The organism is Cytobacillus sp. FSL K6-0129, assembly GCF_038007625.1.
GTDB classification, from domain to species: Bacteria; Bacillota; Bacilli; order Bacillales; family Cytobacillaceae; genus Cytobacillus; species Cytobacillus kochii.
The window spans coordinates 347309-362009 of record NZ_JBBOXM010000001.1 but is presented as its reverse complement, the minus strand read 5'-3'; the positions used below and the strand labels follow the sequence as shown (position 1 = coordinate 362009).

At 36.6% G+C, this 14701-nt stretch carries 12 protein-coding genes; 2 read left to right on the top strand and 10 right to left on the bottom strand.

The genetic code is table 11. The annotated features are described in order from the left end of the window. Window positions 1–168: 168 nt before the first annotated feature. The 5 genes from MHI57_RS01785 to hflX form a co-directional block, all read right to left on the bottom strand. On the bottom strand, window positions 169–483 hold the full coding sequence (locus MHI57_RS01785) for a hypothetical protein (protein ID WP_322909250.1): 315 nt from the start codon (window positions 481–483) through the stop codon (window positions 169–171). A gap of 285 nt (window positions 484–768) precedes the next feature. Beyond that, window positions 769–2103, bottom strand: a complete 1335-nt coding sequence (gene glnA, locus MHI57_RS01780; protein ID WP_095369442.1) for a type I glutamate--ammonia ligase — start codon at window positions 2101–2103, stop codon at window positions 769–771. Between the two features lie 41 nt (window positions 2104–2144). Beyond that, entirely contained in the window at window positions 2145–2555 is a 411-nt protein-coding gene (locus MHI57_RS01775) for a MerR family transcriptional regulator (protein WP_095369443.1), read from the bottom strand. A 184-nt stretch (window positions 2556–2739) separates the two neighbouring features. After that, window positions 2740–4011 carry a methionine gamma-lyase family protein gene (locus tag MHI57_RS01770; RefSeq protein ID WP_095369444.1) on the bottom strand — a complete coding sequence of 424 codons (1272 nt, stop codon included), beginning with the start codon at window positions 4009–4011 and terminating at the stop codon, window positions 2740–2742. 18 nt (window positions 4012–4029) lie between these two features. Then, entirely contained in the window at window positions 4030–5286 is a 1257-nt protein-coding gene (gene hflX / locus MHI57_RS01765) for a GTPase HflX (RefSeq protein ID WP_307314327.1), read from the bottom strand. Between the two features lie 241 nt (window positions 5287–5527). On the opposite strand from hflX, the gene MHI57_RS01760 reads away from it, so the two are divergent. Then, window positions 5528–6136, top strand: coding sequence for a trimeric intracellular cation channel family protein (locus MHI57_RS01760; RefSeq protein WP_095369445.1), 609 nt, complete (start codon window positions 5528–5530; stop codon window positions 6134–6136). 133 nt (window positions 6137–6269) lie between these two features. On the opposite strand, the gene spoVK is transcribed toward MHI57_RS01760, so the two are convergent. The 3 genes from spoVK to miaA form a co-directional block, all read right to left on the bottom strand. Beyond that, a complete protein-coding gene (gene spoVK, locus MHI57_RS01755; RefSeq protein WP_095369446.1) occupies window positions 6270–7220 on the bottom strand; it encodes a stage V sporulation protein K in 951 nt (316 codons plus the stop codon). A 289-nt stretch (window positions 7221–7509) separates the two neighbouring features. After that, on the bottom strand, window positions 7510–7740 hold the full coding sequence (gene hfq, locus MHI57_RS01750; protein ID WP_095369447.1) for an RNA chaperone Hfq: 231 nt from the start codon (window positions 7738–7740) through the stop codon (window positions 7510–7512). 28 nt (window positions 7741–7768) lie between these two features. Further along, on the bottom strand, window positions 7769–8734 hold the full coding sequence (miaA, locus tag MHI57_RS01745) for a tRNA (adenosine(37)-N6)-dimethylallyltransferase MiaA (protein ID WP_340974632.1): 966 nt from the start codon (window positions 8732–8734) through the stop codon (window positions 7769–7771). A 308-nt stretch (window positions 8735–9042) separates the two neighbouring features. On the opposite strand from miaA, the gene mreBH reads away from it, so the two are divergent. After that, window positions 9043–10053: a rod-share determining protein MreBH gene (mreBH, locus tag MHI57_RS01740; protein WP_095369449.1), complete on the top strand. Its 1011-nt coding sequence runs from the start codon at window positions 9043–9045 to the stop codon at window positions 10051–10053. A gap of 120 nt (window positions 10054–10173) precedes the next feature. On the opposite strand, the gene mutL is transcribed toward mreBH, so the two are convergent. Continuing rightward, complete coding sequence (mutL, locus tag MHI57_RS01735) at window positions 10174–12033, bottom strand: DNA mismatch repair endonuclease MutL (protein ID WP_340974631.1); 1860 nt, start codon at window positions 12031–12033, stop codon at window positions 10174–10176. Window positions 12034–12054: 21 nt separating this feature from the next. Continuing rightward, a complete protein-coding gene (mutS, locus tag MHI57_RS01730) occupies window positions 12055–14655 on the bottom strand; it encodes a DNA mismatch repair protein MutS (RefSeq protein ID WP_095369451.1) in 2601 nt (866 codons plus the stop codon). Window positions 14656–14701: the final 46 nt, after the last annotated feature.

The following is a 14701-nucleotide window of genomic DNA, read 5'->3' as shown; positions in this document are numbered from 1 at the left end:
GTGGACCTTTTTTGTTTTTCAAACCTATCCTAGCAAATATAAAAAAGCAGCCATTATGGCTGCTTTAATCTGAGACCCTTTTTAGTTTCTATTAATTAGTTGAATGATGATACGAAGCAGTTATACCCCTTGCAAGAACTTCTTTTAGACTCATAAAAAGGACTCTTACTATCGAGTTTCAACTGCAATGATATCATCACAACAGATCGTAGTAATCCTTACACGATCCTTCTTGTTGCAACAATCTTTGTGACGATCATCATGACGATCATCGTGACGATCATCGTGACGATTACAGTTAGCTTTTGCTAGGAAAACTAAATTTCCACGAACATCGATAAACTCTCCGAACACATGGCCGCCACCTTTAAGGAATACTTTCACATCCTCACCACGGGAAATGTTCCTAAAGAACTCATCACAGCCACAATCATTATGATCATATCCGTATGAGTCTGAATAGTTTTGATTATTATATCCCATATTCTCATCCTCCTTTCTATGATTATGTTAATACTATATGTGGAAGATGAAGAGTTGTACGGGCTATATTACCTTGTTAAAAGACCATTTTATATTACATCTTCTTAAGTTTTTATGAAAAAATCAGATGTTAAGGCTACTTCTATAAATTAAATGTAGAGAGGTTCATAATAAACGCCTCAAGGATAATCCTCACCTCTTATATTTTCAAATAAAAAAAGACTGTAGGTACCTCGATTACACCGAGTTTACCTACAGTCTGAAAAACCACTTTGGTATTATCTATTAATACATTTGTAAATATTGCTCGCGTTCCCATGGGTGAACTTGCGTTCTGAACATATCCCACTCAATTTCTTTTGCTTCAATAAAGTGCTCAAGAATATGTTCACCAAGTGCAGCAACCATTACTTCATCTTGTTTAAGAAGTTCTAGCGCGCTATAAAGTGTAGCTGGAAGATCTTTAATACCTTCAGCTTCACGTTCCTCTTTGCTCATAACATAAATATTACGGTCTACCGGAGCTGGTGGTGTTAGGTTGTTTTTCACACCATCTAATCCAGCCTTAAGAAGAACAGCCATTGCAAGGTATGGATTGGCAGCTGGGTCAACACTACGTACTTCTACACGTGTACTGACACCACGTGATGCTGGGATACGAATAAGTGGTGAACGGTTTCTCGCAGACCAAGCAACATAACAAGGAGCTTCATATCCAGGTACTAAACGTTTAAAAGAGTTTACTGTTGGATTTGTTACAGCTGTGAAACTTGGTGCATGGTTAATGATACCTGCAATAAAATTACGTGCTGTATCACTAAGTTCTAAATCACCTTTTGTATCATAGAATGCATTTACACCATCTTTAAATAATGAAACGTTACAGTGCATACCTGAACCGTTCACACCGAATAATGGTTTTGGCATAAATGTTGCGTGTAAACCGTGTTTACGTGCAATTGTTTTAACCACTAATTTAAATGTTTGGATGTTATCACATGCTGTAAGTGCATCAGCATATTTAAAATCAATTTCATGTTGCCCTGGAGCCACTTCATGGTGAGAAGCTTCAATTTCAAAGCCCATTTCTTCTAGCTCAAGAACGATATCACGACGGCAATTTTCACCTAAATCAGTTGGAGCTAAATCAAAATAACCACCATTATCATTAAGTTCTAAAGTTGGTTCACCTTGTTGATCTAACTTAAATAAGAAGAATTCTGGTTCTGGTCCAAGGTTAAAATCTGTAAAGCCGAGGTCTTCCATTTCTTTAAGGATTCTTCTTAAGTTATTACGAGGGTCTCCCGCGAATGGCGTACCATCTGGATTATAAATATCGCAGATTAAACGTGCAACTTTTCCTTTTTCAGCTGTCCAAGGGAAGACTACCCATGTGTCTAAGTCTGGGAATAAATACATATCTGATTCTTCAATGCGAACGAAACCTTCAATTGAGGAACCATCGAACATCATTTTATTGTCCAAAGCTTTTTCAAGCTGACTAATTGGGATTTCTACGTTTTTAATTGTTCCTAAAATGTCAGTAAATTGTAATCTGATAAATTTTACATTTTCTTCTTCAGCAATTCGTGTGATATCTTCTTTAGTGAATTTTGCCACCTTGTGTTTCCTCCTTTAAAGTCAAGAAAAGATTTTTTATTTTAATGGAAAAAGCGTGATAAATCACCTTGTCTTAAAGACGATCGAGTAAACCTACCTGCTTGCATAAATTCTTTACGCAAAAGCTTTCTCAATTCGTCATCTGACAAATCGTGTCTCACTTTTTCTTCTTGCTTCTTAAATGCTTGTTCATCCATCTCTTGTTGTTGTTTCACTGTGAATAGTTGCTTTATTCCAGCCATATTGACACCTTGATCAATTAAATCTTTGATCTCTAGCAATTTATCAATATCATTCAATGAATATAGCCTTCTATTCGTATCCGTTCTAGCTGGAGTAATCAATTGGTGTTCTTCATAATAGCGAATCTGTCTTGCTGTTAGCTCAGTCAGCTGCATCACAATGCCAATTGGAAAGAGCGGCATGGAACGACGTATTTCACTTCCAGTCAACCATCTCTCCTCCTTCATTCTTTTACTTTTAATTTCTTTGTATCTTATATCCTATTATATGTCGTGTTAGATAATCTGTCAACAAAATGTTATGTTTTATCACATGGAAATCATGAAATTTTCAAACTTTTTTCCTAATACTGAAAGAAGGCAGCGTATATTCCGCCTCCTTTCCCTATATTTATTAATACTTTTGAATGAGTTTTTTCTCTAATAATTGGTCTAACGCTGTACAAATGGCGATTTTTACATGAGAATAGGTTAATCCGCCTTGAACATATGCTTCAAACGGGGGCCGAATAGGTCCGTCTGCTGTTAACTCAATACTTGCTCCTTGTATAAAAGTACCCGCAGCCATAATGACATCATCCTCATATCCTGGCATATATGCTGGATAGGCAGTAACGTGAGAGTTGATTGGGGAAGCATATTGAATCGCTTGACAAAAGGCAACCATCATTTTAGCATCACCAAATTGTACTGATTGTATAAGGTCTGTTCTCTCTGCATCCCATCTTGGATTAGTTTTCATCCCAAAGTATTCGAGAATTGCAGCTGTAAAAACCGCTCCCTTCAAAGCTTGTCCTACTACATGAGGGGCTAAGAAAAAACCCTGATACATCTCCTGTAAACTATATAGTGAGGCTCCAGCTTCCGCTCCAATGCCAGGGGAAGTTAATCGATAAGAGCACGCTTCAACAAGGGCTTTTTTTCCAACAATGTAACCACCCGTTTTCGCCAATCCACCGCCTGGGTTCTTAATAAGGGAACCGGCCATTAAATCGGCACCAACATGACAAGGTTCCATTTCTTCAACAAATTCACCATAACAATTATCGACGAAGATAACGACTTCAGGGTTGATGGACTTAACAAAATGAATCATTTCTTTAATTTCATTTATTGTAAATGATGGTCTTTCCGCATAACCTTTTGAACGTTGTATACCAACCATCTTTGTTGAGGATGTCATTCTTTCTTTGAGTACCTCAAAATCAACAGTACCATCCTCTTGCAATTCAACCGCATCATACCCAATACGAAATTCTTTTAGAGACCCTACCCCTTTACCTCTTATACCGACGATTTCTTCTAACGTATCGTATGGTTTACCAGTAATATATAAAAGGTCATCCCCCGGTCGTAAAATACCAAATAGCGCAGTGGATATAGCATGCGTACCAGAAATGATTTGTGGTCTAACCAATGCTGCTTCGCCACCAAAGACATCTGCATAGATTAATTCTAAAGTATCTCTACCCGCATCGTCATAACCATATCCCGTCGACGGTATAAAATGGCTATCACTTACACGGTGTTTTTGAAAACTCCGCAGAACCCGAAATTGATTCTCATCTATTCTTTCCTCTATTTTATGTGTCACACAAGAAATTTTTTTTTCTACTTCTTGAACAATCTCAGAAAGAGATTCTCCATTTATTAAGCTTTGGAACATGATTTACACCTTTACTTTCTATACTCTATAATGATTTAGCATTTGTGTGATTGGATGATCTTTGAAGTAAAAACCTTTAGCCAAATACATTTGTTTTTCTTCTATAAACTCACTACTCCGCACAATAGTCACCGTATTTAGGAGCGATAATAACTTTCCTTCTGAAGCAGGGATTGCAGCAGTATACGAATCCATTAATTGGGTGACCGCATGTTCAATTGCTTCTTTTAGCAAATAGCGATCACGATCATTTAATGCACTCATTTGTAACGTGTGCCTACCTTTTGTTGGAATGAACCTTTCATGTGCTTCATCTTTTTTATTATAAACAATCAATTGTGGAATCTCTTCCTGCTCTAAATCATCAATTAATTGTTGTACGGTTTGTTCATGTTGGGTGTAGTCCGGATTAGACATATCGACTACATGTAAAATGAGATCCGCTTCGTTTACTTCTTCTAAAGTAGATCTAAAAGCTGCAATTAACGTAGTCGGTAAGTCTTGTATAAATCCAACTGTATCGGTTAAAAGAGCTGTATATCCACTTGGTAAAGACATTTTTCTTGTCATTGGATCAAGTGTGGCAAATAATTGATTTTCTTCATAGGAATCAGCTTCGGTTAGGCGATTAAACAAGGTCGATTTACCCGCATTCGTATAACCTACTAAGGCTATTTGCAGTGCTTGGTTCTTCTTTCTTCTTTCACGATAACGCTTTCTATGATGAACAACTGCCCTCAATTGCTTATCAATATCATCAATTTTCCTTCGTATATGACGGCGATCTGATTCAAGCTTTGTCTCACCTGGACCTCTTGTTCCAATTCCCCCGCCTAAGCGTGAAAGTGCTGTTCCTTGTCCCAATAATCTCGGTAGTAAATATTTTAATTGAGCTAGTTCAACTTGCAGTTTCCCTTCTTTTGAACGAGCTCTGCCAGCAAAAATATCAAGAATCAACTGGGTTCGATCAATAATTCTTGCCGAAATGAATTCGGATAAGTTACGAACTTGACTAGGAGATAGTTCATCATTAAAAATAATCACATCTGCTTCGGTCTCTTCTTGTAGGCGTGATATTTCTTCAACTTTCCCTTTTCCTATATATGTAGATGGATGAATTCTCTCTCTTTTTTGTACAACACTTGTAATCACTTCACCTTTAGCTGTTTTTGTTAGAGACACAAGCTCATCCATTGAATAACTATATTGCAAATCGTCTTCAGTCGTTTGACAGCCGACAAGTATCGCTTTTTCTTTAAAAGACTGTTGTTCCATTAAAGCCCTACTTTCTTTTTAACATATCATTATCATATCAAATTCTTTTGTAATTCACTAATTATTCTTTACGTTAAAGGGAGAAAATTTCCGGTTATCCAAAATGTCCCTGCTAAGTAATCAATAATTATTGTTTACCACAAAAATTTATTTATTGAAAATCATTGATTTCATGCTTTTTCATGTTAAAATCTATATGTTTGTGTTTTAGCAGGATTTTAAGAACGTGTGGTGATATGTGATGTTAACTTGGGATTTTTTAAGTATGATTGGTACAATTGCTTTTGCCATTAGCGGTGCTATCGTAGCAATGGAAGAAGATTATGATATATTAGGCATTTATATTTTAGGTATTGTCACTGCCTTTGGTGGGGGAGCCATCCGTAATTTATTAATTGGGGTACCCGTATCAACATTGTGGGAACAGGGAACTTTTTTTCAAATCGCCCTCTTGTCTATTACATTGATTATTATTTTTCCCCATCACTTATTGAAGCATTGGCATAAGTGGGGAAACTTCACTGATGCCATCGGATTATCAGCATTTGCTATACAAGGTGCACTTTATGCTGCTGATATGAATCATCCATTAAGCGCAATTATCGTTGCCGCAGTATTAACCGGTAGTGGTGGTGGAATGATTCGTGATTTATTAGCACAAAGAAAACCTTTAGTATTACGATCAGAAATCTATGCTGTTTGGGCCATTATTACTGGGCTATTAATTGGATTAAATATTTTCACATCAGCAGTAGAACTCATAATATTATTCATAACAATTACAGCCCTTAGAGTATTATCTTACACTTATAAATGGAAACTTCCTACAAAACAATTCAAGTTAAATTAAAGATAAAATAGTAAAAAAACAGAGCCACGTTTCAGCCCACGATAAAAGGTAGGAGACTGGCTCTGCTTAATTCAATTTCCATCTCTATTAATAACAAAAACAAGCTCCTAAATTAATCGGAGCTAAAACAAGGTCAATCATCTTCTTCAAAAACTAAGTCGTTGCTTCTAATAGTCATTAATTCATGGCGGTCATAATGACTTTGCATTAAAAGCCTCATGGATTGTGCACGTATTGCCTTTTCGATAATATTTCTTATATATCTTCCATTAGAAAATGTTTGTGGATTTAAGACTGTTTTCACCCAAAGTAAGTGATCTTTTAATTTCCTTTCACTTTCTCTACTAAGTACGTACTCTTTTTGTTTCAGCATTCTTTGCCCAATCTCCATTAATTGTTCAATCGAATAATCTGGAAAATCTATAACTAGCGGAAACCTAGAATGTAAACCCGGATTTAAAGATAAAAAATAGTCCATTTCTTTTGAATATCCGGCTAAAATCAGTATAAAATCATGCTGTTTATCTTCCATATGTTTCACTAATGTATCGATTGCCTCTTTACCAAAATCCTTTTCCCCTCCTCTACCGAGGGAATAAGCTTCATCGATAAAAAGTATGCCTCCGATTGCTTTCTTAATTAAATCTCTCGTTTTTTGAGCTGTATGGCCAATATATTCTCCTACTAAGTCAGCCCTTTCAGCTTCGATCAAATGTCCCTTTGTCAAAACATCCATTTTTTGAAATAGCTTACTTATTAACCTCGCTACCGTTGTTTTCCCTGTACCAGGGTTTCCCTTGAACATCATATGAAGGGACTGCTTTCCCGCTTTCAGTCCTGCTTCTTCTCGCTTCTTGTTCACATAGATCCAGGCATAAATTTCTTTTATCATTCTCTTCATTTCTTCCATGCCTACTAAAGCAGCTAATTCTTCTTCAATTTCTCTAAGAGCAAGATGCTCTGATTGTAAGGTTTTTTGTACAACATTCGGTTCGGGTATTTCCTTTGTTAAGGCTTTTCTTTTTTGAGAATTTAGTACAATACTGATTTGTCCATTATTTTTCAAACGAATCGGCTGATCCAATAGCTTTCACCTCACATTCTCTTGCACCAGTATACGCTAAGATTGCCTTAATTGTGACAAAAGCCTAGTCGTTATCTCAAGTCGTTATTTAGCCTATTCTATTATTAGAAGTTAGAGTCTTCTTGTTCATATATATTCAATTTGGAGGAAAATCATTAAAGTTTTTTTAGTGAAAACAAAATTGTTACTAATTAAATATAAATTATAGAACAACAGAATTTCTTCCAACAAGATTGTCAAAGCATAAGAAAAAGCCCGCATCATTTGCGGACTCGACAAGGCAACTTTATTATTTTTGTTCCATATCTAGCGATACATTTCGTTGAGGAGCAAATGTTGAAATCGCGTGCTTATAAACAAGTTGTTGTTTTCCTTCTGATTCAAATAGGACAGTAAAATTATCAAATCCCTTTACTTGCCCTCTAATTTGGAAACCGTTTAACAAGAAAACTGTCACATTGGCATTATCTTTTCGCAATTGATTTAGAAATTGATCTTGGATATTGATTGATGTTTTCATTACAAATCCTCCTCTTTTATCTCTATTATTATGTATTCGATTTAATTTTCAGCTTTCCTTCAATCGTTACATAAATTTCATTTATTTTTTTATGGAAACCCTTTGAATCGAGAGCTTCACTCATATCTATCCAACTAACATCCAGTTTATTACGAAACCATGTTAGCTGTCTTTTGGCATATCTTCGTGAGTTTTGCTTTAGTTGATCAACAGCTTCGTCTAAAGTAATCAAACCATCAAAATAAGGGTAGAATTCCTTATATCCTATCGCTTGCATGGACTGACAGTTTTGCAACCCCTTATCACTAAACCCTTTCACCTCTTCCAATAGGCCATTATCCATCATCATATCTATTCTCTGATTAATTCGTTTATACAAAAGATCTCTGTCCATTGTTAAACCGATTACAGCGGCATTATATACCAATTCAAGTTCCTGTTTACTTTGCCATTCTGTCATCGTTTTTCCCGTACAATGGTATACTTCGAGAGCCCGAATCACTCTTCGAATATTATTAGGATGTATTTTTCCCGCAGATACCGGATCGACCACCTGTAATTCCTTATGTATACAAACATTCCCTTCAACTTTCGCCCTTTCCTCTAAGCGATATCGAAAATCATCATCTGAGGGGGCATTTGAAAATTGATAGTCAAATAGAACGGATTGTATATATAGTCCCGTCCCCCCTACAATAATGGGTAACTTCCCTTTACTACTGATTTCAGTTATCTTTTCTCTGACAATTGTTTGAAATTCAGCTGTCGAAAAACTTTCATCTGGCTCTTTAATATCAATTAAATGATGGCTGATACCTTCTGTCTCTTCTTTCGTTATTTTAGCTGTACCAATGTCCATACCTTTGTAAATTTGCATGGAATCACCACTAATAATTTCACCATTATATTTTTTTGCCAGTTCAATACTTGTTTTTGTTTTCCCTACAGCAGTAGGTCCTATAAGAATAATGATTTTTTCTTTTTGATTTGTCATTCACTCACACTGCCTTTTAGTCTTTCAATTTCTACCTTATCGTACCATAAGCATAGGAAGGAAAAAAGACAATCAATACTCAAACATTATTCACCCTTTTTCTACAAATTAAACCTTTTTTATTGCGGATTCGATTCTTTTTTACAGTGGAGATTACATTTTTATAACGTTTTATTTACATTCAGGCTTCTATAGTCGTTTCATGTTACCTTATAAAAAGCGGAGTTTAAGATAAGATGTCTTATGAATATGGTCTTATGAAAATGGATTGAGACGAAGCAGAATTATAGGAAATTAGGTGATTGATAATGATAGGAAATGCTGAAATTGGAATCGATTTAGGAACAGCTAATATACTTGTTTATAGTAAAGCAAAAGGAATCGCTCTCAATGAGCCTTCTGTTGTTGCGATTGATACAGAAACAAAAAAAGTGCTTGCAGTTGGCTCTGAAGCAAAAGAAATGATTGGTAAAACACCGGGACGAATTGTCGCCATACGCCCACTAAAAGATGGGGTAATTGCCGATTTCGATACAACAACAGAAATGTTACGTCATATTATGAAAAAAGCTGCAAAAGCTGGTGGCTTCTCAATTAGAAAGCCGAGTGTTGTTGTTTGTACACCTTCCGGGTCGACAAGTGTTGAAAGAAGAGCGATTCAAGACGCAGTACGAAACGCCGGTGCAAAAAAAGTTTTCGTTATTGAGGAACCTGTTGCAGCAGCAATTGGCGCTGGTATGCCAGTCGATGAGCCAGTAGCAAATGTAGTAGTTGACATAGGTGGCGGTTCAACTGAAGTGGCAATTATTTCCTTCGGTGGTGTAGTTGCTTGCCACTCCGTCCGTATTGGCGGAGACCGTTTAGACGATGATATTATTCAGTATGTGCGTAAAGAATACAACGTACTTATTGGTGAAAGAACAGCAGAGAATATTAAAATTGAGATTGGCCATGCGCTGATTAACCATGATGAATTAAAAATGGAGATACGTGGGAGAGATTTAGTTACTGGTTTACCAAAAACCATTGAGCTTTCTTCCTTTGAAATTAGGGATGCGATGAAAGAAGCGTTACTCAGTATTTTAGAAGCACTAAGAGCAACATTAGAAGATAGCCCTGCTGAATTAAGCGGTGATATCGTTGACCGTGGAGTCATTTTAACTGGCGGTGGAGCTTTACTTAACGGTATGCAAGAATGGATCAGTCAAGAGATTGATGTGCCTGTTCACCTTGCTCCAAATCCGTTAGAATCCGTCGCAATTGGAACAGGAAAATCATTAAAATACATGGACAAATTACAAACAGCCAATGCGAAATAATTAAAAAAGAGAGAACCGCGTAGCACTAATTTTGCGGTTCTCTCTTTTTATGTGACCATAACCGTTTTAGAGTTAATTTCCTGTATCCTTCTTAAAACAAAGGTCTCTTTAAAGCAAGTCTTACATAATACGCTTAAACATTTTTTCCATTTCATATATAGAATAATGAATGATAATTGGGCGACCATGAGGACAAGTAAAGGGATCATTCGTTTGTCGTAACTCATCAAGTAATGCTTGAATTTCATCGTTACGTAAATGGCGATTTGCTTTTATGGAACCTTTACAACTCATCATGATAGCCGCTTCTTCTCTCAGTTTTTTTATATCCACTCGTTTCATATTCAGCAATTGTTCTATCATATCCACAATCGTTTCTTGTTCCTCTCCTTTAGGAAACCATTGTGGATGCGCACGAACGATATAACTGTTGTGGCCAAACTCCTCTAAGAAAACTCCCACTTTTTCAAGTTCGTCTTTATATTCTTCAATCTTTATCACATCGTCATTCGCATATTCAAAGGTCATTGGAATCAAAAGCTCCTGTAATTCACTTTCTACTTTCCCAACCTTTTCCTTAAAAAACTCATATTTGATTCTTTCCTGAGCCGCATGCTGGTCAATGATATACAAACCATTATCATTTTGTGCAAAAATATAGGTACCATGCATTTGACCTATAGGATACATCGCTGGGACTCTAGAAGGAAGCACGAATTCCTCTTCTTCTGCAAGCGTTATATTTTCTCCTTCTTGTGAATCCACTTCTTTAGGTGGAGCAGAAACTTCTATTGCAGGAGCCGTTTCAAAGATCGTATTTTTTACTTGTTGATTTGGTGTTACTAAATCTTCTTGGATGAATTGTACTTCTGTTTCTTTCCTTTCTTGCTCGATCTCTTTAAATGGTTTTCTTTCAGGTAAATGATCGAGGTGAAGGAATGTTTGTTCATCTTTTGGCTTAAATATTTTCTTTTCGGTAAAGCCACTTGGAATTAATTCTTCTTTTTTAAAGACTTGTTTAATGGTGGCCGTTACTAATTCGTTTAATTCATGCTCTTTACTTAACCGAACTTCCATTTTAGAAGGATGAACGTTTACATCTACTAATAATGGGTCCATTTCAATGTTTAATAAAACAATGGGATACCGTCCTATCGGCAATAATGTATGATAACCTTCCTGAATCGCTTTCACTAAAGGGTAGTTTTTAATAAACCTACCATTGATCATCGTTGAAATATAATTTCTCGAAGCTCTCGTTATTTCTGGTAACGCTACATAACCAGAAACCTTGAAGTCAAGGGACTGAGTTTGAATGGGAATCATTTTTTTGACAATATTTAAACCATAGATCGCCGCTAAAACTTGACGAACATCACCATTACCTGTTGTTTTTAACAATTGCTTATCATTATGGAGTAACCTGAATGAAATCTCCGGGTGTGATAAAGATAAGCGATTCATGACATCTGTAATATTACCTAATTCGGTATGAATCGTTTTCATATATTTAAGTCTAGCTGGCGTATTGTAAAACAAATCTGACACGGTAATATCTGTACCTTTACGACTAGCTGCCTTTTCCATCGTTACAACTTTTCCGCCTTCAAGCATCACTCTCGTACCTATATCACTATGGCAAGTCTTCAATTCAACTTTGGAAACGGAAGCAATAGAGGGCAACGCTTCCCCTCTAAATCCTAATGTGCGAATCCTAAATAAGTCGCTCTCGTCTTGGATTTTACTTGTCGCATGTCGGTGGAACGCATGGAGAACGTCATCTTCTGCTATTCCTTCTCCATTATCGATGATGCGGATACTTGAAAGGCCAGCTTCTTCTACTTCCACTTCTATAACAGAACTGCCTGCATCAATTGCATTTTCAACTAATTCTTTTACAACAGATGCTGGACGCTCAACGACTTCTCCTGCTGCGATTTTATTTGATAGATAATCATCTAAGAGCTTGATTTTACCCATTAGGATTCACCCTTTCAATCTTTATTTTAATTTTTTTTGTATCTCATATAAGGTATTTAATGCCGTCATCGGTGTCATTTCTAGAATGTCTAGTTTCTTTAGCTGATCAAGCAACTTTCTTTCCTTTGTTGCAATATTTGTTCCTCTTTTCGCTTGCGTTTCTTCTTCAAAGAATGACAATTGGCCAACCGCTTCTTCTTGTACGTCTATTTTTGTTGCTGTTGCATTTATTTTTGTTGAATCCTTTGCTTCTAGTCGCGTAAGGATTTCGTTTGCTCTTTGAATCAATGTCTCCGGTAGCTCTGCAAGTTGGGCAACATGTATACCATAACTTTTATCTGCTGAGCCTTCTTTAATCTTATGGAGAAATACGACCTTCCCGTTTTGTTCAACTGCACTTACATGCACATTTTCTAAATGGGGTAACTCCTCTGCCAAAACAGTAAGCTCATGATAATGCGTTGAGAACAATGTTTTCGCCCCAATATGGTGGTGAATATATTCAATAATCGCCTGAGCAAGGGCCATTCCATCATAGGTCGACGTTCCCCTACCAATTTCGTCAAATAGGATAAGACTATTTTCTGTGGCATGAACAATGGCATTCCTTGCTTCTAACATCTCGACCATAAATGTGCTTTGTCCAGAGATTAAATCATCTGCCGCACCTATTCTAGTAAACACTTGGTCAAAAATAGGTAACACCGCTTGTTTGGCAGGAACAAAACAACCAACTTGTGCCAAAATTGAGGTTAAAGCAATTTGTCGCATATATGTACTTTTACCTGACATATTAGGTCCAGTAATAAGTAACAACTCTCTTTCATCATCCATATAACAGTCATTTGCTACATATTCTTGCGCATTCATCACTTTTTCAACAACCGGATGTCTCCCGTCCTCAATGACGATTTTCCGTTCACTAGAAAAGGTCGGTTTATGGTATTGCCGCTGTTCGCTAACCACAGAGAAACATTGCAATACATCCAATTCACTTATTAGCTTGGCAAGATTCTGGATGCGTGGAATATGCTCTTTTACCTGTTCTCTTACCTCTAAGAATAATGTGTATTCTAGTTCAACCGATTTTTCTTCCGCTTGTAGAATTAATGCCTCTTTTTCTTTTAGCTCTGGAGTAATAAACCGTTCAGCATTTGTTAAGGTTTGCTTTCGTTCATATAAACCTTCTTCTAACAGATGAAGATTAGACTTTGTCACTTCAATATAATATCCGAAGACACGATTGTATCCGATTTTTAATGACTTAATCCCTGTCTTCTCTCTCTCTCTCTTCTCAAGCTGAGCGATCCAATTTTTACCGTTTTTCGTTGCGTCACGATATTGATCGAGTGCTTCATTAAAACCGTCAGCAATAATATTCCCTTCCTTGATGGTTAACGGGGGATTATCGGTAATGGCTCTTTCTAACAAGTCGGTTACATCCTCACAAGGATCAAGTTGATTTGCCAACTGTTTAGCTACGTCATTCGTTAACTGATTCACTACATGACCTATTTTGGGTACTTGCTGTAATGATTTTTGCAATTGAAATAAGTCACGAGCATTGACATTACCGAATGCGACTCTACCTGCAAGTCGCTCTAAGTCATATACCTCTTTTAAAGTATCTCTTAGCTCTTCTCGTTCGAAATAATGATTCATGAAAGTTTCCACCATTGATTGTCGTTCTATAATGGCATCCTTATTAATTAACGGACGATCTATCCATTGTTTTAACATTCTCGAACCCATCGCTGTTTTCGTTTCATCCAGCAGCCAAAGAAGTGAACCTTTCTTTCCATTTGAACGCATCGTTTCAGTTAGTTCTAGGTTTTTCTTCGAGAAGTAATCAATTTTCATAAATTGGTTCACTTCATACACTTCAGCAAGTTGCAAATGGTCAAGGCTACGTTTTTGTGTTTTGTATAAATAATTATATAATCTCATTACTGTTTCACGCAGACGATCATTTGCTAACTTTGCTACACTTTCCTGAAACACTTCCCGAGTTTGGATATCGTCTTCAATAGAAATGGTCAGTACCATTCTCTCTTTCATCTTTTTGAGCCATTTATCTGAGAACTGCGAAGAGACGACAATTTCTTTCGCATTAGAAACTGAAAGCTCATTCAAAATGGAAGTAAAACCATCAGTTATAATGGTCGCTTTTGTTTCTCCTGTTGATAAATCACTATATGCAAAACCATAGGTATCATCTTCAAATGCGCTTACTGTAGCGATATAGTTATTTTCCTTTTCATTTAACCCCTTACCTTCCATCCGAGTCCCAGGTGTAATTAATTGAACAACTTCCCTTTTGACTACACCTTTAGCCTGTTTCGGATCTTCGGTTTGTTCACATATGGCTACTTTGTAGCCTTTTTCAATTAAGCGTTCGATATAATTCGGGGCTGAATGATAAGGTACCCCGCACATCGGTATGCGGTCTTCAGCTCCTCCGTCTCTACTTGTTAATGTAATTTCTAACTCTCTTGATGCTGAAATCGCATCGTCAAAAAACATCTCATAAAAATCGCCTAAACGAAAAAATAAAAAGGCATCTTGATAATCTGCCTTTACCCTTAAATATTGTTGTATCATCGGCGTATATGTTGCTGCCATAATTTCCTCCACATAATTCATAATCTATTATTTTCTTATCTCATTA